We start from the raw sequence: 23,099 nt of genomic DNA on the forward strand, positions 1-23,099 counted from the left end.
TTTCCTGGCCGGGTAAGCGCAGCGCCACCCGGCAAGGCCATTACTCAGCTGTCAGCAGGTTAGCAATGGTACGCACGCCAAGCCCGGTGGCGCCCGCCGACCACTGCTCAACGGCAGATTTGCGGTAGGTTGCCGAACAGTCGATATGCAGCCAACCCTGATGGTAGTTTTCCACGAAGTGGGACAGGAAGCCCGCCGCGGTGCTGGCGCCGGCCGGATAGGCCGCGCTGCCGGTGTTGTTCAGGTCAGCAAAGTTGGACGGCAGCTGGTTGCGGTGGAACTCGGCCAGCGGCAGACGCCAGAAGGCTTCGTTTTCCGCCTGAGCGCTCGCCAGCAGGCGATTCGCCAGCGCATCGTCAAAGCTGAACAGCGCGTGGTAATCATTGCCCAACGCGGTTTTCGCCGCGCCGGTCAGGGTGGCGGCGTCGATGATCAGCTCTGGCTTCTGCGCCGAGGCGTCAATCAGGCCATCCGCCAGCACCAGGCGGCCTTCCGCGTCAGTGTTCATAACTTCAACGGTTTTGCCGTTGCGATAATGAATAATATCGCCCAGTTTGAAGGCGTTACCGCTGATCAGGTTGTCGGCGCAGCACAGGTAGAGCTTCACGCGTTTGTTCAGACCGCGGGTAATGGCGAAAGCCAGCGCGCCGGTGATAGTCGCCGCACCGCCCATATCGGATTTCATCGAATCCATAAAGGCGCTTTGCTTGATGCTGTAGCCGCCGGAATCAAAGGTGATGCCTTTGCCCACCAGGCAGGCGTATACCGGCGCCTCTTTATCGCCGGTCGGGTTATAGTCCAGCGCCAGCAGGACCGGCGGACGCTCGGAGCCGCGGCCCACGGTATGCAGACCAAGATAGCCCTGCTCGCGCAGATCTTCGCCTTTGGTGATGCGATAGCTTATCTTCTCACCCGCCACGCCACACAGCAGGTCGACAGCGCGCTGCGCCAGCTGCTCCGGACCCAGCTCTTCCGCCGGCGCATTGATGGTGTCGCGCACCCAGTCGATGATCGTCAGGCGGTTATCCAGCTCGCTGCGCTGCGCGTCGTCAAGGGATGGCCATTCGACCTGACGCTGACCTTTCGGCCCTTTATAGCCGGCCCAAAAGGCCCAGGCGCGATCGGTGTTCCAGCCTTCGCCGCTCAGGGCGACGTGCTTGATGCCCATGCCGTCAATTTTGCGCGCCGCGCGCTGGATAAGCCCGAGGTCGTCTTTACCGTTGAGATGTAGAGCGATGCCGTCGTTATTGATGCTCCAGGTCGCTTTTTCTCCCCAGCGTCCATCGGCTGGCTGAGTAGAAAGCGTAATCTTCATAGCTTCGGTCATTATCATTATCCTTCTTAGCAAACGGGCCACCCTATGGCAGCCCGTTAAAATGTTTTCGCTTAACGCGAAATTATTCGGCCTCGTCTAGCCAGACTAGCAGAATCGCCTCGAGAATTTTTTCATTGGATGCGTTTGGATCATCATCAAACTCTTCCAAATCGCAAATCCACTGATGCATGTCGGTAAAGCGAACGGTTTTCGGGTCGAGATCCGGGTAAGCGTCATACAAGGCTTCGCCGATTTCGCGACTGTCGGTCCATTTCAGTGCCATATTAGTGCTCGCGTGCGTGGTTGATGGTGTAACGCGGGATCTCAACGACCAGATCTTCGTCGGTGACGCGCGCCTGGCAGCTCAGACGGCTGTCAGGTTCCAGCCCCCAGGCTTTATCCAGCATGTCGTCTTCATCTTCGCTACTTTCCGCCAGCGAGTCAAAACCTTCACGCACGATGCAGTGGCAGGTGGTGCAGGCACAGGATTTTTCGCAGGCGTGTTCAATTTCGATACCGCTACGCAGCGCGGCATCGAGAATGGTTTCACCGGTCTCAGCTTCCACAACGATGCCATCCGGACACAGGTCCTGGTGGGGCAGAAATACAATTTTTGGCATTTTAAACCTCGTCCACGGATTGGCCTTTCAGCGCGATACGGACCGACTGATCCATACGGCGAGCGGCGAATTCCTGGGTTTGTGTGTCGATATTTTTAATCGCTTCTTTAATCGCGTCAGCGTCGTCGCCTGCCGCGGCGGCGCGTACCTGCTCCGCAGCGGCATCGATGGCCTGACGCTCCGCGGCGCTTAACAGCGCGGCGTCGGCGGCCAGCGCGCTTGTCAGGCTCTCCAGTACGCGCGCGGCTTCCACTTTCTGTTCAGCCAGCATGCGCGCCTGAATATCCTGTTCGGCGTAGCTCATCGAATCTTTAATCATGGTGGCGATTTCGCCATCGGTCAGACCGTAAGACGGTTTCACCTGGATGGAGGCTTCCACGCCGGTCGATTTTTCCATCGCCGTAACGCTCAGCAGGCCATCGGCATCCACCTGGAAGGTAACGCGAATATGCGCCCCGCCCGCCGGCAGCGCCGGGATACCGCGCAGCGCAAAGCGCGCCAGCGAACGGCAATCCTGGACCAGCTCACGCTCGCCCTGCATCACGTGAATGGACATCGCCGTCTGGCCATCTTTGAAGGTGGTAAACTCCTGCGCGCGGGCCACCGGAATGGTGGTATTACGCGGGATCACTTTCTCCACCAGGCCGCCCATGGTTTCCAGGCCTAACGACAGCGGGATAACGTCGAGCAGCAGCAGTTCGCTGTCCGGCTTGTTGCCCACCAGGATATCGGCCTGGATCGCCGCGCCGATGGCGACAACTTTGTCCGGGTCAATGGAGGTCAGCGGAGTGCGACCAAAGAACTCGCCAACGCGCTCACGCACCAGCGGCACGCGGGTCGAACCGCCGACCATCACCACTTCCAGCACTTCTTGCGCTTCAACGCCAGCGTCTTTTAGCGCCCGACGGCAGGCCATCAGGGTACGTTTTACCAGCGGGGCAATCAGATCGTTAAACTGGCTGCGGGTGATATCGCCCTGCCAGCCGCCGACCTCGACGTGCGCTGCCTCGGCATCGCTCAAGGCGATTTTCGCCGCGATGGCGGCATCCAGCAGCTCACGCTGCAGACGGTTATCGCTGCGGTCGCTGAAGCCCGCTTGCTCGCGCAGGTAGTCAGCCAGCAGGTGATCGAAATCATCGCCGCCGAGAGCCGAGTCGCCGCCGGTGGCCAGCACTTCAAACACCCCGCGGCTTAAACGCAGAATGGAGATATCAAAGGTGCCGCCGCCGAGATCGTAGACCGCAATGACCCCTTCCTGGCCGGAGTCGAGGCCGTAGGCAATAGCCGCCGCGGTCGGCTCATTGAGCAGGCGCAGCACGTGCAGGCCCGCCAGACGCGCCGCGTCTTTGGTTCCCTGGCGCTGAGCGTCATCGAAGTAAGCGGGAACGGTAATGACCACGCCGTCGAGTTCGCCGGCCAGCGCTTCGGTCGCCCGGACGGCCAGCGCTTTGAGGATATCGGCGGAGACGCGAATCGGGTTCAGCAGGCCGCCGGCGGTCTGGATCATCGGCAGGCCGTTTTCACTGGCCTGCAGCTGATACGGCAGATGCGGGTAACGGTTTTGAATATCGGCGAGAGAGCGCCCCATCATCCGCTTCACGGAGCTGATGGTATTGGCAGGATCCTGAGCGGCGTTAAGCCGGGCGTCATAGCCGACGGTCAGCCCCGAAGCGTGGTAGTTCACCACCGACGGCAGCAGATAGCGGCCTTGATGATCGGGCAGAGTCTCGGCCTGGCCGCTACGCACGGTAGCCACCAGAGAATTGGTGGTGCCCAGGTCGATACCGGCCGCCAGACGACGCTGGTGCGGCGCGGCGCTCAGGCCGGGCTCACTAATTTGTAATAAGGCCATAATTGCTTCCGAAAATTAAAAATCGAGCAGTTTTTCTTCGAGTTCTTCAGCACTGCTGCGCAGTTTATCGAGGAAACGGAGCTTACGAACCGTGTCCGCCGCCGCCTCCCAGCTCTCATTATGCAATTGGTCAACCATCAGCTGCTGACGGGTATCAAACAGCGCTTTCACCCGTTTGATAAAACCTTCCAGCCGCGCGTCGTCTTTCGCCTGGCCGATCTCATCCAGCTCTTCGCGCAATTCCAGCTGTTCCATCAGGAACGCGGTATCGCGAACGGTATGCTGCTCGCTGGCCAGATCGAAGCCATGCAGCGAAAGGAGATATTCTGCGCGAGTCAGCGGATGGCGCAGCGTCTGCCAGGCCTGGTTTATAGTGGCGGAATGCTGAACCGCCGCAAGCTGTTCCGCCGCAGGCGCGCTGGTAAATTTATCCGGATGGTACTGGCGCTGCAGATCCTGATACCGGACAGCCAGTTGTTCAAGCGAGAGGGTATAGCTGGCTGGTAACCCGAAGAGGGTGAAATAGTCCATAGTAACCTCAGGGTCATGCATCTAAATTAAAACCCCACGCGCGGCGTGACCGCGGTGGGGTTGAGGAGTACCGATTATACGTTAAAGCTTTCGCCGCAGCCGCACTCATCTTTGACGTTAGGGTTAGTGAATTTGAACCCTTCGTTGAGGCCTTCTTTGACGAAGTCCAGCTGAGTGCCGTCGAGGAATTGCAGACTTTTGCCGTCGATCACGACCTTCACGCCTTTGTCTTCAAACACGGTGTCTTCAGCCGCCGGCTCGTCAACAAACTCCAGTACATAGGCCATACCCGAGCAGCCGGAGGTTCTTACGCCCAGGCGCAGGCCAAACCCTTTACCGCGGTTCGCCAGGAAGGCATTGACTCGCGCTGCTGCACTGTCGCTAAGAGTAATCGACATAACAAAACCTCAACTAATTATTTTGCTTCACGTTTGCTTTTGTAATCCGCAATCGCGGCTTTAATCGCGTCTTCCGCCAGGATCGAGCAGTGGATTTTCACCGGCGGCAGTTCCAGTTCATCGGCGATATCGGTGTTCTTGATCGCCTGCGCTTCGTCCAGCGATTTGCCCTTCACCCACTCGGTAACCAGGGAGCTGGAAGCGATAGCGGAACCGCAGCCGTAGGTCTTGAAGCGCGCGTCTTCAATGATACCTTCATTGTTGACTTTAATCTGCAGCTTCATCACGTCGCCGCAGGCCGGCGCGCCGACCATGCCGCTGCCGACGTTCTCGTCGCTGTTGTCAAAAGAGCCGACGTTGCGCGGATTCTCGTAATGATCGATAACTTTTTCGCTGTAAGCCATGATGAATTCTCCTTATTGGTGCCGAATTAGTGATGTGACCATTCAATGCTGTTCAGATCCACGCCCTGTTTGAACATTTCCCACAGCGGAGAAAGCTCGCGCAGACGGCCAATGGATTTGCGAATCAGATCGATGGCATAGTCAATCTCTTCTTCGGTAGTGAAACGACCTAAAGAGAAACGAATAGAACTGTGCGCCAGTTCATCAGTCATGCCTAACGCGCGCAGCACGTAGGATGGCTCAAGGCTCGCCGAAGTACAGGCTGAACCGGAGGAAACCGCCAGGTCTTTCAGCGCCATAATCAGCGACTCGCCTTCAACATAGTTGAAGCTGACGTTAAGAATGTTCGGCGCGCCCTGCTCGAGGTCGCCGTTGAGGTACACTTCTTCCATATCCTTCACGCCGTTCCACAGACGGTTGCGCAGCGTGCGCAGACGCGCCATCTCGCTTTCCATCTCTTCTTTGGCGATACGGTAAGCTTCACCCATGCCGACGATCTGGTGAACAGGCAGAGTACCGGAACGCATACCGCGCTCGTGGCCGCCGCCGTGGATTTGCGCTTCGATACGAATACGCGGCTTACGACGCACGTACAGCGCGCCGATGCCTTTCGGACCGTAGATTTTGTGACCGGAGAAGGACATCAGGTCAACTTTCAGCTGGCTCAGATCGATAGGCAGCTTGCCCACGCTCTGGGTGGCGTCTACGTGGTAAATGATACCGCGGGCGCGACACATCTCGCCGATGGTAGCGATATCCTGCACCACGCCGATTTCGTTATTCACATGCATGATGGAAACCAGGATGGTGTCGTCACGCATCGCTGCTTCCAGCTCTTTCAGATCGATAATCCCGTTGCTCTGCGGCGCCAGGTAGGTCACTTCGAAGCCTTCGCGCTCCAGCTGACGGCAGGTATCCAGAACCGCTTTATGCTCGGTTTTGCTGGTGATGATGTGCTTGCCTTTTTTCTGATAAAAGTTGGCTGCACCCTTGATCGCCAGGTTGTCGGATTCAGTCGCACCAGAGGTAAAGACGATTTCGCGCGGGTCGGCGCCGACCAGCTCGGCAATCTGATTGCGGGCGATATCAACCGCCTCTTCAGCCTGCCAGCCAAAACGGTGGGAACGGGAGGCCGGGTTACCAAAGGTCCCGTCCATGGTCAGGAACTGCATCATTTTCTCGGCAACACGCGGGTCCACCGGCGTGGTTGCGGAGTAATCGAGGTAAATCGGTAATTTCATTGCTCTTAAACTCCGTACATCACTCAATGCAAGGAATCAGGCAACCGGCTTGATGTACGACCGAGTACACGGAATGTCGGAGCATCCCGGCCTGATTCTGAAAGCTCTTTATAATCGTTGTCCCGCCGTTTCGCGCCGCCTTGCCCTGTCAGCCGCAGCCCGAAACGGGACGGGTCACTCAGGCGCGCAGTTTAACGTCAATCGCGTCCTGGGTGCGCGCATTGCGCTGGGTTTCGTGCTGATGCTGACGACCGGAAACATCGAGGATCTCCTGGTTATTCACCAGTTCCCCGAGGGTGATATTGTTCAGGAAGCCGGTCAGGCGCTCGCTCAGGTCGCGCCACAGCGCGTGAGTCAGGCATTTATCGCCGCCCTGACAGCCGCCCTTGCCCTGGCAACGGGTGGCGTCAACGGATTCGTCCACGGCGCTAATGACTTCGCCGACGGCGATACTGCCGGCATCTTTACCTAACAGATAACCACCACCTGGGCCACGAACGCTGGAAACCAGGCCATTTTTACGCAGGCGAGAGAACAGCTGTTCCAGATAGGAAAGCGAAATTCCCTGACGCTCTGAAATATCTGCCAACGGCACCGGGCCCGTTTCAGAGTTGAGCGCAACGTCAAGCATCGCGGTCACGGCATAACGCCCTTTAGATGTCAGTCTCATGTCTTACTTAACCTCAAACTCGCCCCTGGCCGGGCTTTTTATTAATATGGGTATTGCATAGCAGGGCCAAGTCTGACATTCCCGAGTAATTTGGTCAACTATTTACTTGACTGTTTTAGTCAGGTATTTGGCTTTCCGTGCCGTTTTACTTCCGCATAGCCTGATACCTTCATCCCGCCAGGCGAGCCCGATTCGTTGCCCGGATAAGCGAAACGCCATCCGGCGTTAACGCAGTTACTTACCTTTATTCTGCTGCTCAATAGACGCCAGCATGCCGCGCAGGATGTTCAACTCCTGGCTTTCCGGACGCGCGCGGGTGAACAGACGACGCAGCTTGTTCATCACCTGCCCCGGATGATTCGGGCGGATAAAGCCCGTCGCCAGCAGCGTCTGCTCAAGATGGTCGTAGAATCGCTCCAGATCGTCCACCAGCGGGTACGGCGCCTCTTCATGCTCAACCGCCGGCTGCGCTTGCTCCTGCGCCGCCAGCCAGGCCATCCGCACTTCATAGGCGATAACCTGCACCGCCATCGCCAGGTTCAGCGAGCTGTACTCCGGGTTGGCGGCGATCGCCACGTGATAGTGGCACTTCTGCAGTTCATCGTTGGTCAGACCAACGCGCTCGCGGCCAAAGACCAGCGCCACCGGCGCATGCTGACCTTCGGCGACGCTTTTCAGACCGCATTCGCGCGGGTCGAGCATCGGCCACGGCAGCGTGCGGGAGCGCGCGCTGGTGCCAACCACCAGGCTACAGCCTGCCAGCGCTTCATCAAGGGTATCGACAATCTGCGCGTTGCCGATCACGTCGCTGGCGCCCGCGGCCAGGGCTATCGCCTGCGAATCGGGTTTGACCAGCGGATTGACCAGCCACAGGTTAGTTAAGCCCATGGTTTTCATCGCGCGGGCTACGGAGCCCATGTTGCCGGTATGGGAAGTTTCTACCAGTACGATTCGAATATTTTGCAGCATTATGGTTCTTCGGCTAAAGATTATTCGTGCATGCTACCATAAAACGGAGACATAAGCAGATTTGGCTGCTATTATATGCGCCGTTTTTTCCCGTTCTTTAACATCCAGTGAGAGAGACCGATGCATCCGATGCTGAACATCGCCGTGCGCGCCGCGCGCAAGGCGGGTAATTTAATTGCCAAACACTACGAAACGCCAGACACCGTAGAAACCAGCCAGAAAGGCAGCAATGATTTTGTGACCAACGTCGATAAAGCCGCCGAAGCGATTATTATCGAAACCATTCGCAAATCTTACCCGCAGCACACCATTATCACCGAAGAAAGCGGTGAACACGCTGGCGAAGAGCAGGATGTTCAATGGGTTATCGATCCACTGGATGGCACCACCAACTTCGTTAAACGTCTGCCGCACTTCTCTGTTTCCATCGCCGTACGCATCAAAGGTCGTACTGAAGTCGCGGTGGTCTACGATCCGATGCGTAACGAACTGTTTACCGCGACCCGCGGCCAGGGCGCGCAGCTGAACGGCTACCGTCTGCGCGGCAGCAACGCTCGCGACCTCGACGGCACCATTATCGCGACCGGCTTCCCGTTCAAAGCGAAGCAGCACGCCACCACCTACATGAATATTCTCGGCAACATGTTTACCGAATGTGCCGACTTCCGTCGCACCGGCTCTGCCGCGCTGGATCTGGCCTATGTGGCCGCCGGCCGCGTTGACGGTTACTTTGAGATCGCCCTGAAACCATGGGATTTCGCCGCAGGCGAACTGATCGCCCGTGAAGCTGGCGCGATTGTCTGCGACTTCACCGGCGGTCATAACTATATGCTGACGGGCAACATCGTTGCCGGTAACCCGCGCGTGGTGAAAGCGATGCTGGCGAACATGCGCGAGCAGCTGAGCGACGCGCTGAAGCGTTAATCTCTTACTGATGTCAAAAAGGAAGCCGCGGCTTCCTTTTTTTATGTCATTTTATCATGTTGAGGATCTGGCGAATCACCGCATTACCGCCAATACAGAGCACCGTCAGGCCGCTAAATAAGGCCAGCGGTCCGCGCCAACGCAGACAGCCCTGCGTCCCCAGCCAGCGCCGGAAACACAGCGCTATCCCTACCACCGTCAGCCTGGCTAACAGCACGCCGACCATCGCCGGAACCAGCAGCAGCCATCCCCACAGCGGCAGCTCATACTGCTGCGCACTGAGTAAAATCCATACCAGCTGAAACGGCAGATAAAAACTCAGGGCAAAGATCAGCGGAATGCGAATATTGCCTGCCGGTGCGGCAACGCCCTGAAAGTCGCGCCAGCCGTCGCGCAGCAGTATTCCAGCCAGCACCAGCGTGGCCAGATAGCATACGTCGTTAAAGATGCCCACGATCTGCATTAGCCTGTCGCTGCTTAGCTTACCCATAAACGCGAAACGCCAGAAAATGATCACCAGAAAACCGAACTGCAACACCCAGCTGCGCAGGATCCAGTCGACCATCTCCCGCGGCGAGGGCTGGTTATGCACAGCCCAGGCAACAATGGGCAGTTTACTGTGACCGGGATGACAAAAGGCCAGCACGAAGCCCGACAGCGTTAGGGTGGCGTAGGCCACCAGCGGAATATCCGCGACACTCGCCACCCCGAATCGCATAACATACGGCATGGCGTGGTAGACACGCACCAGATCTGACGGCCACCAGCTGGCCAGGGCTGGAAACCAGAATACGATCGCCAGGCCCGCCAGCAGCCCGGCGGCGCCGGCGCAGCCATAATAGAACCGCCCGCTCTGCGCGGGAGAAACGATATTTGCGGCCATAGCGACTCCTTGTCATCCGCCGAAAAGCGGAAAACTAGAGCATCGCTTCGCCAGCGGCAAGCGCTGGCGCCCACTTTAGGATTTGCGCCCGGCGTCTGTCTAAAACGGACGGATCCCACCGCCGGCAGGGACGGCGCTGAGCCACATCACCCCTGCCGCCGCCAGCAATATGACGCCGCCGGCCAGCGCCAGCGTCGCCCAACTAACCTGCTTCCATAACGCTGGCGCCTGATGGCGACTGAGGCGGATCGCCAGTTGGCGGAACCCATGCACCAACAGCGCCAGCGCCGTGATAGTCAACGAGGTTCCCGCCGCCATCGCCAGCGCCGCCGCCATCCCCCAGCCAAAAACGCCGATTACCTTGCTGAACAGCAGAACCATGATCGCCCCCGAGCAGGGACGCATACCCATCGACAGGACGATCGCGGCGCGAGCCCGCCAGTCGTCGCCAGCCTGCAGCTGCTCCGGGGCCGGGAGATGCTGATGCCCGCAGCCGCAGTGTTCGTTATGAACATGATGCGGAGTAAAAGCGGTAAACGTTGGCCGGCGCAGCAGCAGACGCAGCTTTTTTAACGCCCGCCAGCACAGCAGCAGCCCTAACGCGCCCACCAGCAAATAGCTCCCCTTCTCCAGCCAGAAACTGCTGAGGTGCAGCTGGCACGCCGGCAGCTGCAGCAGCGCCAGCACCACGACCACCAGCGCGATGGCCACCAGCCCCTGCAGTAAAGAAGCGGCCAGCGTCAGGCCAATGCTTGATTTCAGCTTCGCGGGATGGGTGGCAAGCCAGGTCGTAATGACAATTTTACCGTGTCCGGGCCCTAAGGCATGGAGCACCCCGTAAACGAAGCTAAACCCCAGCAGCGACAGCCCTGCCGCCGCCGGGTTCTCCGCCACCGCCTGCAGCAGGCGGCTGAGTTCCAGGTTTAGCGAACGCTGCCAGACTGCGCTCTGCATCAGCACCTGCGGCCACGCCCGCCACAGCCAGATGCCGCCGATGATGCTCACAGCCAGCAACAGCGCCAGCGGCCACAGCGCTTTCCAGCGCGAAAATCGCGCGCGCGGAGTAAAAATTACTGACATGTCAGGGTCACCTTCTGGGCAAAATAGCTGCCCAGCGCCATATCCTCCGGCGGCGCATCCGCTTTATCCAGCGACTGGGCGTATGAGAGCATTTTGTCGTTCGGTTTTGGCGTCATCACCGTTGCCTTACAGGCGGCCCGCAGCCCTGCGGGCAGGGAAAAATCGCTATCCTTGTCATAAAACATATCGACGTAGTAGGTCGGGTCGAAGGTGGAAAAGGTAAACGTCTGCCCGGCAATGGGTTGCGGCGTCGCCAGCGGCAGAGTAAAGGTGAGTACCGCCTGCAGTCCGTCACGTTCGAGGCCGTAACCGTCGGGACGATTGTCAAATTTAACCCGCTGACCGTTATGCCACAGCTCGCTGAAATAGTGCTGACCGAGCACGTTGGCCATCACCTCCGCCGCCAGCTTTTTCCAGACTTCGCTGCCCGGTTTGGCGTTTCCGGCATCATAGAGCAGATCCGATGAGGTAATTTCATCCATCGTCCAGCGCATTTTAAAGGCGCTCAGCAGACCGTCCTTGACCACCGGCTCGCTTTGCAGGCTGATGAAGCTATGCGGATGCGCAGCGGCCGACCATGATAAAACCATGAAAAACGCCGCGCTTGTGCATTGTTTCACTCTGTTCATCTGTTCCTCACGTGAAAAATTCTGTGAACTTCGCCAGCAATCCTGAGTAAAAGCGGACGCTCTTCCCTGCCCACGCCGCGGTCATTGTCTATCCTTAGCGGAAACCCTAACTGGAACTTACCAGATGATGACCGTCATTGAACCACCATCTGCGCTTTCCAGTCCACAGCGCCGTAGCCAGGTGCTCCTGATGTTTTATCTGCCCGGACAGTCGGTGACGACTGAACGGCTTGGCAGGATCAACCTCGTTGATGAGACCACGGCCCGGCAGGATATTGAGGAGACCGGACGCGAAATTCAGCGTTACCACCGTTTGACCCTCCAGTCACAGGTGGACGGCAGCTATCGGATTGAAGGCGCCGCGCTCGACCAACGTTTATGTCTGCTGCATGCGCTGCGGCGGGGGCTGCGCCTCTGCCCACAGTTCGTTAATCATCATTTTACCCCGGCGCTGAAAACGCAGCTTAAACAGGAAGGCATTGCCCGCACCTTATACGATGATACCAATCTGCAGGCGCTGGTGAACCGCTGCGCGCGGGCGCTCAATCGCCAGTTTGACTGCCGCGACGTGCAGTTTCTGCGCTTGTACCTGCAGTACTGTCTGCTCGAACATCACCGGGGATACTCTCCGGACTTCAATGAGGAACAGCAACGCTGGGCTCAAACCGCCGCCGAGTTCACCCTGGCGCAGGAGATTGTCCGCCACTGGCAGCGTCGGGTCGGCGCTCCGCCCCATGTCGGAGAACCTTTTTTCCTCTCGCTGCTGTTTATGTTGCTCAAAACCCCCGACCCGGTCCGCGACGGTCACCCGCACGATCGCCGCCTGCGGCTGGCTATCTCCGGCCTGATCCACCGCTTCCAGATCCTCGCTGGCAGAGCGTTCAGTGATGAGCAGGGGCTCAGCGATCAACTCTATATTCATTTGTCGCAGGCGTTGATCCGCAGCGTGTTTGCTATCGGCATCGACAGCACGCTCACAGAGGAAGTGACCCGGCTCTACCCTCGCTTACTGCGTACCACCCAGGCGGCATTGAGCGAATTCGAGGAGGCCTGGCACATCCGTTTTAATGAGGAAGAGACCGGTTTAATCGCGGTGATCTTTGGCGCCTGGCTGATGCAGAAAAGCGACCTGCACGAGAAACAGGTGCTGTTGCTAACCGATGACAACCCAGCTATTGAAGAGGCCCTGGAACAACAGCTGCGCGAACTAACGCTGCTGCCGCTGAATATCAAATACCAGAGCGTAGAGCGCTTTCAGAAGGAAGGTGCGCCCAAAGGGGTGACGCTTATCGTCACCCCCTATGCGACGGCGCTGCCGCTGTTTTCGCCGCCGCTGATCCACGCGGAGAACTACTTCACTGAACGCCAGCAGCAGCATATCTGCGCCATGCTCGAGGACTAGGCCGCCACCGCTTTTGGCCGTATAGCCATCGCCGGGAGCGTCAGCAGGGCCATCACCCAGAATACGCCCTGGTGCAGGTGCTGATAGAGGAAACCGGCGAAGACGGTCATGATGGCAATACTGCCGCCCATCGCCACCGCGGAGTAGACGGCCTGCAGACGGATCACTTCGCTACCCTGACGGGCGGCGATATAGCGCATCGCCGCCAGATGACACACCGTGAAGGTGCCACAGTGAAGGATCTGCGCAAGGATGAGTCCCGGCAGCGCCGTGGTCCAGCCCATCAGTCCCCAGCGAATCAGCCCGCAGACGGCGGAGAGCAAGAGCAGGTCGCGGGCGCTGAAGCGGCGGAACACCTTTTTACTCAACGCGAAGATCACCACTTCCGCCACCACGCCTAACGACCATAGATAACCGACCGCCGAGGCGGAATAGCCGGCCTGCTGCCAGTAGATGGCACTAAAGCCATAGTAGGCGGCATGCGCTCCCTGCAGCAGACAAACGCAGGCGAGAAAGCGCCAGCTTTGGCGCACCAGCGTCAGCCAGGCCGCCATTCCGGCCCCCTGCTGCTGGCGCGACTCCCCCTGGGGCATCACCGACGGCTTAAGCAGCATGCCGAGCAGCATCGAGGCGACCCCCAGGCTTAGCATCAGCAGGATCGCCCGGTAATCGAACAGGCTCACCAGCTTGCCGGTCAGCGCCGAACCAATCACAAAGGCAATAGATCCCCACAGCCGCACCCGGCCATAGTCCATGGTGATCTGCTTTTGCCAGGTATTGGCCAGAGCATCCGTCAGCGGCACCAGCGGCGAAAAGAACAGGTTGAAGCCGATGATGATCGCCAGCAGCCATGCTACGTGGCTGCCGGCCCAGAAGGCCAGCGCGAAGAGCAAGGTTAACAGCGCCAGCACGCGCAGCGCGGTGATCAGCCGGGAGGGATCGCTCACCCGCGGGGCAATCAGCAGACTGCCGAGAAAACGGGCCACCAGACCGGCGCCAAGCAAAATGCCGATGGTTTCCGGAGTCAGCCCGTTTCCGGCCAGCCAGACGCTCCAGAAGGGCAGAAAATACCGTAGCTAAAAAAGTAGGTGAAATAACTGAGCGCCAGCCAGCGCGTGGAGTGCAAGACCATGATTTCCTCCCGAATGGTGGCGATAGTCTGGCGATAAACCCCGGCGGGCGCAAGATGCTCTTGTCTGCTGATAGCTCGTTATTTATGCTCCCTCGATGATGATTTTCAGCGAAAAATTCAGCTTCTCTCCCGCGCCTAAAACTCGCAGCCCCGGCTGCCCATCCATGTTGTGGGCGTTTACCGGATGGCTTTGCGGCTCGAGGCAAAGGAATGATTCACCTTGCATTCTGAACAGCATCAACCACGGAGTTTGCGATAGAATTGTGATATTCATCACGTCATTACTTACCTTCGCCCGCCCGCCCCAGCCGGAATAACCCACGTTCAGCCAACGATCTTCACCGAACTGAGCCACGCTGAAATTGGCATAGTCGGGCAAGTTTCCTTGCCAGTTGAGAGGTAAATGATTCTCCCCTTCCGGCCAGTAACCGCTGACCTGGAACTGAACCTTGCTGCGTTCATCGAAAGGGAAAAAGGGATGAAAGCCGCAGCCGTAAAGCGCAGGGACCTCCCCATAGTGGGTAAGCGTTAGCTCCGCTATCAGCTGGTTACGCAGCAACTGGTAGCGGAGCTGCGCCAGATAATCGAAACCGCAGGCATGCTGCCGACGCAGCTGTAATACACAATACTCGGCGCCGCACTCAATAATATCCCAGCGCTGTAACCAGCCGTCACCGTGAAGAAAGAAATACTCGTCGGCATGGTGGCGAGGCAGGACAATCTCCTGCCCATGAAAAATAAAACGGTTGCCGGCGACGCGATTGGCCAATGGCAGCATCGGAAACATGCCGCCGGCGGGATTTTCATATAGCACCGGCGCTTGATATTGCCGCGAGAATAAACTTTGCACTTTGCCGCCCAGAGAAGAGACGCACATCCGCAGATGCGCGTTCTCCAGAATCCACTCTTCCGCCATTAGCGCATCTGCTCCTGCTTCGCCGCATTAACGCCCGTATGACGCTGCGCCAGCTGCTCTTCCAGCGCTTCGAGGGTGATACCTTTCGTTTCCGGGACGTTGCGCAGGATATAGAGGTAGCCGGCAGCGCAAATGACACCATACAGCAGGAAGCTTCCTGCCGCGCCCAGACCGGCATTAAGCAGCGGGAAAGTATAGGTTAACAGGAAACAGGCGATCCACAGCGCCAGGGTACCTAAAGACATCGCGAGTCCACGTACGCGGTTGGGAAAAATCTCCGCCAGCAGCACCCAGGTCACCGGCGCCAGGGTCAACGCATAAATAGCAATCGCCGCCAGCACCAGCAACAGTACCGGCCACCCCATAATGCCCATGGCGTAAGCGCCGGCGATCAGCACATAGATCAGCGTCAATCCCGAAGCGCCAAGCAGCATTAATTTACGGCGACCGATTTTATCCACCAGCGGCAGCGCCGCAATGGTAAAGACCAGATTAACGACGCCCGTCGCGACGATCGATTTCAGCGTGCTGTTAATATCGAACCCCGCCGAGGCAAAAATCTCCTGCGCGTAGTTAAAGATGACGTTAATCCCACACCACTGCTGGAATATGGCGAGCACCATGCCAATGATCACAATCGGTTTCACCTGGGGAGCCAACAGCGCGCCATAGGAGACTTTATTGTTATCCTTTTCCAGGGTATGCGCGATTTCACGCAGGATCCTGTCGGCATAGTCGGCAGAACCAATGCGTTCCAGCGCAGCCCGGGCGCGCTCCGGTTTACCGGCCTTCATGAGCCAGCGCGGCGACTCGGGGACAAAAAACATCAGGACCAGAAACGCCAGCGCCGGCACCAGTTCCGCACCGAACATCCAGCGCCAGCCCATCTGCCCATTCCAGCTGTCCACAATCATCTGCTGCGTCGCCCCCGGCTCCACCGGTTCAGCAATCATCAGATTGATTAACTGAGCGGCCAGTACGCCAATCACGATGGTGAGCTGATTGACCGCGACAAAACGCCCTCTTTTCTCTGCCGGACTGACTTCGGCAATGTAAAGCGGGCTGAGAGCGGAAGCCAGACCAATCCCTACGCCGCCCACAATGCGGTAAACCACAAACATATCGAAATGACTGGCGACCGCCGTCCCCCAGGCCGACGCGCTGAACAGCACGGCGGAAAGAATTAATGGCAGCTTGCGCCCCAGTTTGTCTGCGCACCATCCCGAAATTAATGCGCCGAAAATACAGCCCAACAGCGCTGAGCTCATCGCCCAGCCGGACTGCGCCGGGTCCGTAATTGAAAACCAGGCTTCATAAAATGGCTTAGCGCCGCCAATCACCACCCAGTCATAGCCAAACAGTAAACCACCGCAGGCGGCGACCAGACAAATCGTCCAGACGTAGCCCATTTTCAGATGTGTCTGCGCGTTGTTCATAATGATTCCTCTATAAGGGAAACGCAGGGAACAGTAGGGTTCAGGCGGGCCGAGCCCGCCCATTGAGGTTCAGGAAAAAATGCCGCTTTGCAGGGCATGGCGAATCAGATGCGCCTTATCATGAGCCGGATTTATTTGCAGAAGCTGCTGCATCCTCTGCTGGCAGGCGGATACGTTGCCCAGCCCCAGATGGCCCAACGCTTCAATAAACAAGCAGTGCTGCTGATGTCTCTGCTGCGCTGATACATCGAGAACCACCAGGTCCGGAAGAGAGACGGCAAAAAAATCGACTTGCGGAACGTCATCCCGATGCTGCGCGGCCCAGTCGATAAAATGGCGGAAGTACTGCTCGGCCTGCGCTGGGTTACCGCTCTTACGCAGCGCAATGCCCTGCCAGAAAAGATAATCGGCGGGTTGATCGTTGTAGTACCGCCCGGCGTCCAGCGTTGAGCCCCCTTGCCGGGCAAGCTGGTAATATTCCGCCGCCTGCTGCGCATCCCCAGCCTGTTCTGCGCAGTAGCCCAGCAAATACCAGATATCGTTATCCGTTTGCCCAAGCAGTCGCCCCTCCCCCAGATTGTCGGGATAGCGTAATGCGGCTTTCAGACAGTCCGTGGCCTGTTTAAACGCCCCACGCTCGATGAACTGTAATGCCCGATGGAGCTGATTGAGCAAATACTGGCCGGTGATTTTCCCTTCTCCTCCTTCCCAGGGATGGAATACGCGCGTATCCAGAATCGCGGCGGCATCGGCATAATGACCGGACGCGTTCCACAGGCTTAGCAGCTCAGCGGTCAGGTCGTCCCGCTTCAGCACCACGGCTTTACGTTCCACCAGCGTCGTCAGTCGCTCATGTACCGACCTGGCCAGTAATTTTTGCAAAAAATCGAGTTCAAACAGGAAGCGCGCATTTTCCGGCTCCAGCGCTACGGCGCGCTGCAGATAAGCCAGCGCCTGCGTTGCATCCTGCTGTTTATTCCACGAGTAAACGCCCAGCAGACGATGAGCGGGCGCATAATCGGGAGATTTTTCGAGCGTCTCGCGCCAGCAGCTCACCGCCTCGTCATAGCGACGTTTGCTGTACCAGAAGCAACCGAGTAGATAGCGGGCAAAAGCGCTGTCGCCCAGCGACTGCAGCATCTGAACTTCATCGAGCGAGTTAGGGAAACGAACATTGTGCGCATGGCAGTGCTCGGCGGCGGCAATAAACTGTTGGCGTTCATTGGCATCATCACTTAGCGACGCACGCCAGAGCATCGGCAGCGCTTCCTGACTGTCCAGAACCGCAAGAACCTCTTTCACCGCCGACGTCTGTCCGATAGAGAGCAGCCAACCCGCCAGCAGGCTGGCGTTGACCCCTCTGCGCCCCGTGATGCGCAGCAGGGTTTCTCGCGCGTCGTCGCTCCGCTCAATCATCCAGCGCGCGCAGTGCAGCGGATAGCTCAATGGGTATTGTTCAAGAGAGGCGAAAATAAACTCCAGCGCTGCTTTCTTCTGCCCACTGTTGGCTAATGCCAGCGTTTTCAACCCCATCGCCAGAGGATTGCTGGCGTTGAACCGCAGACTGGTGTTTACTTTTTCCAGCGCATCGGCAACATCACCGCGCTTCATCGCCAGCCGCGCCAGCGACCACCAGGCGGCGTCACGGCAATTACCGCTCCAGGAGGCTTTGTAATAGTGATCCCAGGCGCCTGCATCATCCCCCATCCTTTCCAGCACGCTGGCAAGCAGCATACTGGCTTCGCCATCTCGCGGGTTCTTATTCAAACGATGCGCGCGCTGTAGCGCAGCACGGGCACACTGTTCCGCCAGCGCCCAGTCGGCACTGTTGAACGCCAGGGTACCGAGGGCAACATTATTGCGATAATCCTGCGGATCGAGCTCAACCGCCCGACGATAGTAATCCCCGGCGTAGCGGCTTGCGTGGTTGTATTGTTCAAGGTGCTGGCCGATAAAATAGAGCTCGTCGCCATTGTGGATCGCTTCCGGTAACGCGGGCGCTATAGCTGGTTCGGGCAGCGGCGTCTGTTGGGTAATATGTTCCTGATAATCCAGCAGCGGCTGGTTCTCGGCGGTTTTCACTTTGAGGGTTAAGCGCCCGACGCCATTTTCCGGCAGCGTCTGCTGCCAGCTCTCACCGGGCTTCAGCGTCAGCTGAGTTTCGTACAATGGCTGATGGTCAGCGCTGAGTTCAACCACGATATGATTTAGCGGAGCAATGGCATATACGCCAAGCTGCAGTTGCCCAGACTCGCGAACCAGCTTCAGTGCCAGCTGTGTATTGGCATTTTGCACCATCCCTAACTCGCTGTAGGGAAGGAAATTTTGCACAAACACCTTCTCTTCATAAGGCGCAAGCCACGTAAAGTCAGGCTGGTTATCGGTGAAGACGCCGGTCATCAGCTCAATATAAGGGCCATTTTCATCAGTCAGATTTCGATCCCAGGCCTGGCCAAAATCCCCGTACCCCCAGCTCCACTGTTTCTTGCCAGGAGAGACATGGTGATCGGCAACATGCAGTAACCCGCCTCGCTCGTCATGATGATAAGCGCCGACAAAATCGTAATCCGACTTCTCCGCCATATACGAAGTGGGTACCGGGACGTTTTTATAACGGGAGATATCAACCCCCGCAGAATAGTCCACTTTGTAGTAGATACCGGTGGCAATCGGGAAAGCGGAAACATCACGCTTACCATGGTCGAATACAGCGGTGACATCGGGTGGGAATACACTCTGGTGGGCATCGCCGCCTTTTACTGCAGGGTTGGCCCACCACAGGAAATGGCGCGGCGTGGCGTTACCATTGAAGATCTTGCCAGTGATTTCAATCAGCGCGCGGTCAGGATAGAGCGTAAACCCGGCCATAACCTGCAAACCGCGCATGGGCTCCGCTTCCCCCATCCATACGGTCTGCGCGCCGTTTTCTCCCTGCTGAATAGAAAAATCGACCGGCTTAAAGGTCGTCGGCCGGTGATGTTGCGGCCAGTTAAATTCGATTCCGCCGGAGATCCAGGGCCCGAGCAGCCCTACCAGGGCTGGCTTAACCACCTCATTGTAATAGACGAAATCACGTTGTTTGACTTTATCATATGCCCGGTGAATACGGCCGCCAAGCTCCGGTAGCAGCATGACCCGAAGGAAATCATTCTCCATCCACACTGCCTGATAATCGCGCATTTCGCGTTCGCCGGTCAGGGTATCAATCACGCCGTAGGGATAGACGCTGCCGGAAGATCCTTGATAAACACGTTTTTCCAGAAACATAGGGTTCGGATCTTCCGCTCCCGTCGTCCACGTTGGTAATGAAATGATTTCCTGCCAGACCTTAACCGAACCGTACATGATGCCTCCACTAAACAAAACGAAGTAAAAGTTGCAATAACAGGAGTCTATATCGCCAATTCGCTGTTAAAATGCGCAATGCTCACGCAATATAGTTAAGGGAGTTAAGTGTATGCAGCGTACTGGCTTTGATAACGCCCGGGTCCGGCAGGCCAATAAGTCGATTTTTCTTTCCCATCTGTGGCGGGAAAAGCAGCTCAGTAAATCACAGCTCTCTCAACTCACCGGTCTCTCCATTCCGGCGGTGAGCAATATTCTGGCCGAGCTGCTTAGCGAGGGATTGATCGGTCACTCAACGGAACACTTGAGCAAACGGGGCGTGAACAGCGGCAGCTACCAGATCCCCGAGCACGGCGCCTGGACACTGTGCATGAATATCACCCCGACCAGCATTGAATATCAGCTTGCCGACGCCCGCCTGCTGGCAGTGGATGGTCATCAGCATTTGCCGGTCAACGCGCCCACTCCTCAGGCCCTGCTTGAGGCCATCGTTGAATGCTGGCGGCATATCCACCGCCGCTACCCGCAGCACAGCATCAATCTCGCCCTTGGCGTGCATGGACAGGTTGATCCGATTACCGGCGTTTCACAAACCATGCCCCAGGCACGCTGGAAAACACCGATCGAAATAAAGTATCTGCTTGAGGAGCGGCTTGGCGTGCAGGTTCGGGTGGATAACGACTGCGTGATGCTGGCGCTGGCGGAGAAGTGGCAGCATCAGGGTACACAGCAGGATTTTTGCGTGATCAACGTCGACTACGGTATCGGCTCGTCATTTGTGATTAACGATCATATTTATCGCGGCAGTCTGTACGGCAGCGGGCAGATTGGGCATACGATTGTCAATCCTGACGGCAAAGCCTGCGACTGCGGAAGATACGGTTGCCTCGAAACCGTCGCCTCTCTCAGCGCGCTGAAAAAACAGGCCCGAATGTGGCTCAAAACGCAGCCTGAAGCAACGCTCTCCCCTGAGCAGTTAACCACGGCGTCGCTCATTGAGGCCTGGAAAGAGGGAGATGTGCAAATTCGCGCATGGGTTGATAACGCTGCCAACGCGATTGGCTTAAGCCTCTATAATTTCCTGAATATATTAAATATTAATCAAATATGGCTTTACGGGCGCAGCTGCGCCTTCGGTGAGCAGTGGCTGGAAAGTATCGTCAAACAAACGGGTTTCAACCCCTTTGACCACCGGGATACGCCGCGAGCGCACGCCACCCAAATTGGCTTTGGCCAGCTGACACGCGCCCAGCAGCTGATGGGGATAGGTTATCTGTACGTTGAGGAGCAATTGCAGACGCTGGTTTAGTCATAAACGAACGTGGCGGAGCGCAAATTTGTGTATTACGTTTAAATCACACGTCTCTCATAACGAGCTGATTATGAACACACTCCGCTATTTTGATTTTGGCGCTTCCCGCTCTCTGTTGCTGCTTATCGCCCGCATCGCCGTGGTGATTCTGTTTATTCTTTTTGGCTACCCCAAACTGCTGGGCTTTGACGGTACGGTGCAGTACATGGCCGCCTCCGGCGCGCCGATGCCGACCCTGGCGGCGATTATCGCCGTCATTATGGAAGTGCCTGCCGCGATTCTGATTGTGCTCGGCTTTTTCACCCGCCCGCTGGCGGTCATCTTTATTTTCTACACCCTGGGCACGGCGGTGATTGGCCATCACTACTGGGATATGACTGGCGATGCGGTATTGCCGAACATGATTAACTTCTGGAAAAACGTCAGTATCGCCGGCGCTTTCCTGCTGCTGGCGGTAACCGGCCCCGGGGCGATCTCCCTCGACCGCCGCTAATCTCCAGACGCAAAAAAGGCCGCATACGCGGCCTTTTTGATGTCAACGCTAACGCTTACGCATATACCGGGAAGCGGGCGCAGATATCCAGCACTTTACCTTTCACGCGCTCAATGACCGCGTCGTCATTGATATTGTCCAGCACGTCACACATCCAGCCAGCCAGCTCTTTGACTTCCGCTTCTTTAAAGCCGCGGCGAGTCACTGCCGGAGAACCGATACGGATACCGGAGGTTACGAACGGGCTCTTCGGATCGTTCGGCACGCTGTTTTTGTTGACGGTGATGTTGGCGCGGCCCAGAGCGGCGTCAGCTTCTTTACCGGTCAGGTTTTTATCCACCAGATCCAGCAGGAACAGGTGGTTCTCAGTACCGCCAGACACCACTTTGTAGCCGCGGTTCAGGAACACTTCCACCATCGCTTTAGCGTTTTTCGCAACCTGCTGCTGGTAAACTTTAAACTCTGGCTCCATCGCTTCTTTCAGCGCCACCGCTTTCGCCGCGATAACGTGCATCAGCGGGCCGCCCTGCGCGCTTGGGAACACGGCAGAGTTCAGTTTTTTGTACAGCTCTTCGCTACCGCCTTTCGCCAGAATCAGGCCGCCGCGCGGACCCGCCAGGGTTTTGTGAGTGGTGGTGGTCACAACGTGAGCATGCGGAACCGGGTTCGGGTACACGCCAGCGGCAATCAGGCCTGCCACGTGCGCCATATCGACGAACAGGTAAGCGCCGATGCTGTCAGCGATTTCACGCATTTTCGCCCAGTCAACGATACCGGAGTAAGCGGAGAAACCACCGATGATCATCTTCGGTTTGTGTTCCTGAGCCTGCTTCGCCATGTCGTCATAGTCAATTTTACCGGACTCATCAATACCGTAAGGGATGATGTTGTACAGTTTGCCGGAGAAGTTAACCGGGGAGCCGTGAGTCAGGTGGCCGCCCTGCGCCAGGTTCATACCGAGCACGGTGTCGCCCGGCTGCAGCAGCGCGGTGTAGACGGCAAAGTTAGCCTGGGAGCCGGAGTGCGGCTGGACGTTAGCATAGTCAGCGCCGAACAGTTCTTTCGCGCGGTCGATTGCCAGCTGTTCAACCACGTCGACGTATTCACAGCCGCCGTAGTAACGCTTGCCCGGATACCCTTCAGCATATTTGTTGGTCAGCTGAGAGCCCTGCGCCTGCATAACGCGCGGACTGGTGTAGTTTTCGGAGGCGATCAGTTCGATGTGCTCTTCCTGACGTACTTTTTCCTGCTCCATAGCCTGCCACAGTTCGGCATCATAATCGGCAATGTTCATTTCACGCTTTAACATCCGCATCTCCTGACTCAGCTAACAATAAAATTTCGGCCTAAAAAGGCGGTCCGATTGGACAACGGCCCACAGTATAACCGAATCATTCTGTGATAACAGGTCTTGACAAAGGATTTTACGCAAACGATTGGCTCCGCATGACACAAGGCTTTGAGCAATAACGCCTCTCTCAGTATCAACGGATTTCTTTTCAGGTTTGTGATGCAAATTCTTCATGTTGTAACTGGATCGGGGGAAT

At 57.3% G+C, this 23,099-nt stretch carries 22 protein-coding genes; 4 read left to right on the top strand and 18 right to left on the bottom strand.

The genetic code is table 11. The features are described 5' to 3' along the window. Nucleotides 1-40: 40 nt before the first annotated feature. The 10 genes from KPHS_39260 to KPHS_39350 form a co-directional block, all read right to left on the bottom strand. Nucleotides 41-1,327 (bottom strand): aminopeptidase B, encoded by a 1,287-nt coding sequence (locus tag KPHS_39260; RefSeq protein YP_005228226.1) that lies wholly within the window; start codon nucleotides 1,325-1,327, stop codon nucleotides 41-43. 70 nt (nucleotides 1,328-1,397) lie between these two features. After that, entirely contained in the window at nucleotides 1,398-1,598 is a 201-nt protein-coding gene (locus tag KPHS_39270; protein YP_005228227.1) for a Fe-S cluster assembly protein IscX, read from the bottom strand. 1 nt (nucleotide 1,599) lies between these two features. Further along, nucleotides 1,600-1,935, bottom strand: a complete 336-nt coding sequence (locus KPHS_39280) for a [2FE-2S] ferredoxin, electron carrer protein (protein YP_005228228.1) — start codon at nucleotides 1,933-1,935, stop codon at nucleotides 1,600-1,602. A gap of 1 nt (nucleotide 1,936) precedes the next feature. After that, on the bottom strand, nucleotides 1,937-3,787 hold the full coding sequence (locus KPHS_39290; protein ID YP_005228229.1) for a chaperone protein HscA: 1,851 nt from the start codon (nucleotides 3,785-3,787) through the stop codon (nucleotides 1,937-1,939). A gap of 15 nt (nucleotides 3,788-3,802) precedes the next feature. Beyond that, nucleotides 3,803-4,318 carry a co-chaperone HscB gene (locus KPHS_39300; protein YP_005228230.1) on the bottom strand — a complete coding sequence of 172 codons (516 nt, stop codon included), beginning with the start codon at nucleotides 4,316-4,318 and terminating at the stop codon, nucleotides 3,803-3,805. A 74-nt stretch (nucleotides 4,319-4,392) separates the two neighbouring features. Further along, complete coding sequence (locus KPHS_39310; protein ID YP_005228231.1) at nucleotides 4,393-4,716, bottom strand: iron-sulfur cluster assembly protein; 324 nt, start codon at nucleotides 4,714-4,716, stop codon at nucleotides 4,393-4,395. Nucleotides 4,717-4,733: 17 nt separating this feature from the next. Beyond that, nucleotides 4,734-5,120 carry a scaffold protein gene (locus KPHS_39320; RefSeq protein YP_005228232.1) on the bottom strand — a complete coding sequence of 129 codons (387 nt, stop codon included), beginning with the start codon at nucleotides 5,118-5,120 and terminating at the stop codon, nucleotides 4,734-4,736. Nucleotides 5,121-5,146: 26 nt separating this feature from the next. Further along, a complete protein-coding gene (locus KPHS_39330; RefSeq protein YP_005228233.1) occupies nucleotides 5,147-6,361 on the bottom strand; it encodes a cysteine desulfurase in 1,215 nt (404 codons plus the stop codon). Nucleotides 6,362-6,539: 178 nt separating this feature from the next. After that, the gene (locus KPHS_39340) at nucleotides 6,540-7,031 is read right to left on the bottom strand and encodes a DNA-binding transcriptional regulator IscR (protein ID YP_005228234.1); all 492 of its coding nucleotides are present in this window, start codon (nucleotides 7,029-7,031) and stop codon (nucleotides 6,540-6,542) included. A 234-nt stretch (nucleotides 7,032-7,265) separates the two neighbouring features. Then, nucleotides 7,266-8,000: a tRNA/rRNA methyltransferase gene (locus KPHS_39350; protein YP_005228235.1), complete on the bottom strand. Its 735-nt coding sequence runs from the start codon at nucleotides 7,998-8,000 to the stop codon at nucleotides 7,266-7,268. Between the two features lie 120 nt (nucleotides 8,001-8,120). On the opposite strand from KPHS_39350, the gene KPHS_39360 reads away from it, so the two are divergent. Next, nucleotides 8,121-8,924, top strand: a complete 804-nt coding sequence (locus KPHS_39360) for an inositol monophosphatase (protein ID YP_005228236.1) — start codon at nucleotides 8,121-8,123, stop codon at nucleotides 8,922-8,924. Between the two features lie 46 nt (nucleotides 8,925-8,970). Here KPHS_39360 and KPHS_39370 read toward each other — a convergent pair whose 3' ends face one another. From KPHS_39370 to KPHS_39390, 3 genes are all read right to left on the bottom strand, one after another. Beyond that, the gene (locus KPHS_39370) at nucleotides 8,971-9,807 is read right to left on the bottom strand and encodes a hypothetical protein (protein ID YP_005228237.1); all 837 of its coding nucleotides are present in this window, start codon (nucleotides 9,805-9,807) and stop codon (nucleotides 8,971-8,973) included. A gap of 99 nt (nucleotides 9,808-9,906) precedes the next feature. Then, nucleotides 9,907-10,887 carry a putative transmembrane protein gene (locus KPHS_39380; protein YP_005228238.1) on the bottom strand — a complete coding sequence of 327 codons (981 nt, stop codon included), beginning with the start codon at nucleotides 10,885-10,887 and terminating at the stop codon, nucleotides 9,907-9,909. Beyond that, nucleotides 10,878-11,477 carry a putative ABC-type transport protein gene (locus KPHS_39390; protein YP_005228239.1) on the bottom strand — a complete coding sequence of 200 codons (600 nt, stop codon included), beginning with the start codon at nucleotides 11,475-11,477 and terminating at the stop codon, nucleotides 10,878-10,880. The genes KPHS_39380 and KPHS_39390 overlap by 10 nt, the downstream gene beginning before the upstream one ends. A 163-nt stretch (nucleotides 11,478-11,640) precedes the next feature. Between KPHS_39390 and KPHS_39400 the strand changes: the two genes are divergently transcribed. Continuing rightward, a complete protein-coding gene (locus tag KPHS_39400) occupies nucleotides 11,641-12,918 on the top strand; it encodes a stationary phase inducible protein CsiE (RefSeq protein ID YP_005228240.1) in 1,278 nt (425 codons plus the stop codon). Here the strand turns inward: KPHS_39400 and KPHS_39410 are convergent. The 4 genes from KPHS_39410 to KPHS_39440 all read right to left on the bottom strand — a co-directional run bounded on the left by KPHS_39410 (nucleotide 12,915) and on the right by KPHS_39440 (nucleotide 19,747). Next, nucleotides 12,915-13,922 carry a putative 3-phenylpropionic acid transporter gene (locus KPHS_39410; protein YP_005228241.1) on the bottom strand — a complete coding sequence of 336 codons (1,008 nt, stop codon included), beginning with the start codon at nucleotides 13,920-13,922 and terminating at the stop codon, nucleotides 12,915-12,917. The two genes, KPHS_39400 and KPHS_39410, sit on opposite strands and share 4 nt — an antisense overlap. A 210-nt stretch (nucleotides 13,923-14,132) precedes the next feature. Then, nucleotides 14,133-14,966, bottom strand: a complete 834-nt coding sequence (locus tag KPHS_39420) for an aldose 1-epimerase (protein YP_005228242.1) — start codon at nucleotides 14,964-14,966, stop codon at nucleotides 14,133-14,135. Next, the gene (locus KPHS_39430; protein ID YP_005228243.1) at nucleotides 14,966-16,402 is read right to left on the bottom strand and encodes a sugar transporter; all 1,437 of its coding nucleotides are present in this window, start codon (nucleotides 16,400-16,402) and stop codon (nucleotides 14,966-14,968) included. The genes KPHS_39420 and KPHS_39430 overlap by 1 nt, the downstream gene beginning before the upstream one ends. A 69-nt stretch (nucleotides 16,403-16,471) precedes the next feature. Next, the gene (locus tag KPHS_39440; protein ID YP_005228244.1) at nucleotides 16,472-19,747 is read right to left on the bottom strand and encodes a putative transferase; all 3,276 of its coding nucleotides are present in this window, start codon (nucleotides 19,745-19,747) and stop codon (nucleotides 16,472-16,474) included. Nucleotides 19,748-19,859: 112 nt separating this feature from the next. Here KPHS_39440 and KPHS_39450 point away from each other — a divergent pair, with 112 nt between their 5' ends. Then, nucleotides 19,860-21,056, top strand: coding sequence for a putative NAGC-like transcriptional regulator (locus KPHS_39450; RefSeq protein ID YP_005228245.1), 1,197 nt, complete (start codon nucleotides 19,860-19,862; stop codon nucleotides 21,054-21,056). A 73-nt stretch (nucleotides 21,057-21,129) separates the two neighbouring features. After that, nucleotides 21,130-21,552 carry a DoxX family protein gene (locus tag KPHS_39460; RefSeq protein YP_005228246.1) on the top strand — a complete coding sequence of 141 codons (423 nt, stop codon included), beginning with the start codon at nucleotides 21,130-21,132 and terminating at the stop codon, nucleotides 21,550-21,552. 55 nt (nucleotides 21,553-21,607) lie between these two features. Here the strand turns inward: KPHS_39460 and KPHS_39470 are convergent, their stop codons facing one another. Then, nucleotides 21,608-22,861, bottom strand: coding sequence for a serine hydroxymethyltransferase (locus KPHS_39470; RefSeq protein YP_005228247.1), 1,254 nt, complete (start codon nucleotides 22,859-22,861; stop codon nucleotides 21,608-21,610). Between the last annotated feature and the right edge of the window lie 238 nt (nucleotides 22,862-23,099).

The sequence above is a fragment of the Klebsiella pneumoniae subsp. pneumoniae HS11286 genome (genome assembly GCF_000240185.1).
GTDB lineage: Bacteria > Pseudomonadota > Gammaproteobacteria > Enterobacterales > Enterobacteriaceae > Klebsiella > Klebsiella pneumoniae.

Coding starts and splice junctions, on each gene's coding strand:
- KPHS_39260 (YP_005228226.1), bottom strand. CDS start 1,327: ATGACCGAAGCTATGAAGATTACGCTTTCTACTCAGCCAGCCGATGGA.
- KPHS_39270 (YP_005228227.1), bottom strand. CDS start 1,598: ATGGCACTGAAATGGACCGACAGTCGCGAAATCGGCGAAGCCTTGTAT.
- KPHS_39280 (YP_005228228.1), bottom strand. CDS start 1,935: ATGCCAAAAATTGTATTTCTGCCCCACCAGGACCTGTGTCCGGATGGC.
- KPHS_39290 (YP_005228229.1), bottom strand. CDS start 3,787: ATGGCCTTATTACAAATTAGTGAGCCCGGCCTGAGCGCCGCGCCGCAC.
- KPHS_39300 (YP_005228230.1), bottom strand. CDS start 4,318: ATGGACTATTTCACCCTCTTCGGGTTACCAGCCAGCTATACCCTCTCG.
- KPHS_39310 (YP_005228231.1), bottom strand. CDS start 4,716: ATGTCGATTACTCTTAGCGACAGTGCAGCAGCGCGAGTCAATGCCTTC.
- KPHS_39320 (YP_005228232.1), bottom strand. CDS start 5,120: ATGGCTTACAGCGAAAAAGTTATCGATCATTACGAGAATCCGCGCAAC.
- KPHS_39330 (YP_005228233.1), bottom strand. CDS start 6,361: ATGAAATTACCGATTTACCTCGATTACTCCGCAACCACGCCGGTGGAC.
- KPHS_39340 (YP_005228234.1), bottom strand. CDS start 7,031: ATGAGACTGACATCTAAAGGGCGTTATGCCGTGACCGCGATGCTTGAC.
- KPHS_39350 (YP_005228235.1), bottom strand. CDS start 8,000: ATGCTGCAAAATATTCGAATCGTACTGGTAGAAACTTCCCATACCGGC.
- KPHS_39360 (YP_005228236.1), top strand. CDS start 8,121: ATGCATCCGATGCTGAACATCGCCGTGCGCGCCGCGCGCAAGGCGGGT.
- KPHS_39370 (YP_005228237.1), bottom strand. CDS start 9,807: ATGGCCGCAAATATCGTTTCTCCCGCGCAGAGCGGGCGGTTCTATTAT.
- KPHS_39380 (YP_005228238.1), bottom strand. CDS start 10,887: ATGTCAGTAATTTTTACTCCGCGCGCGCGATTTTCGCGCTGGAAAGCG.
- KPHS_39390 (YP_005228239.1), bottom strand. CDS start 11,477: ATGGTTTTATCATGGTCGGCCGCTGCGCATCCGCATAGCTTCATCAGC.
- KPHS_39400 (YP_005228240.1), top strand. CDS start 11,641: ATGATGACCGTCATTGAACCACCATCTGCGCTTTCCAGTCCACAGCGC.
- KPHS_39420 (YP_005228242.1), bottom strand. CDS start 14,966: ATGGCGGAAGAGTGGATTCTGGAGAACGCGCATCTGCGGATGTGCGTC.
- KPHS_39430 (YP_005228243.1), bottom strand. CDS start 16,402: ATGAACAACGCGCAGACACATCTGAAAATGGGCTACGTCTGGACGATT.
- KPHS_39440 (YP_005228244.1), bottom strand. CDS start 19,747: ATGTACGGTTCGGTTAAGGTCTGGCAGGAAATCATTTCATTACCAACG.
- KPHS_39450 (YP_005228245.1), top strand. CDS start 19,860: ATGCAGCGTACTGGCTTTGATAACGCCCGGGTCCGGCAGGCCAATAAG.
- KPHS_39460 (YP_005228246.1), top strand. CDS start 21,130: ATGAACACACTCCGCTATTTTGATTTTGGCGCTTCCCGCTCTCTGTTG.
- KPHS_39470 (YP_005228247.1), bottom strand. CDS start 22,861: ATGTTAAAGCGTGAAATGAACATTGCCGATTATGATGCCGAACTGTGG.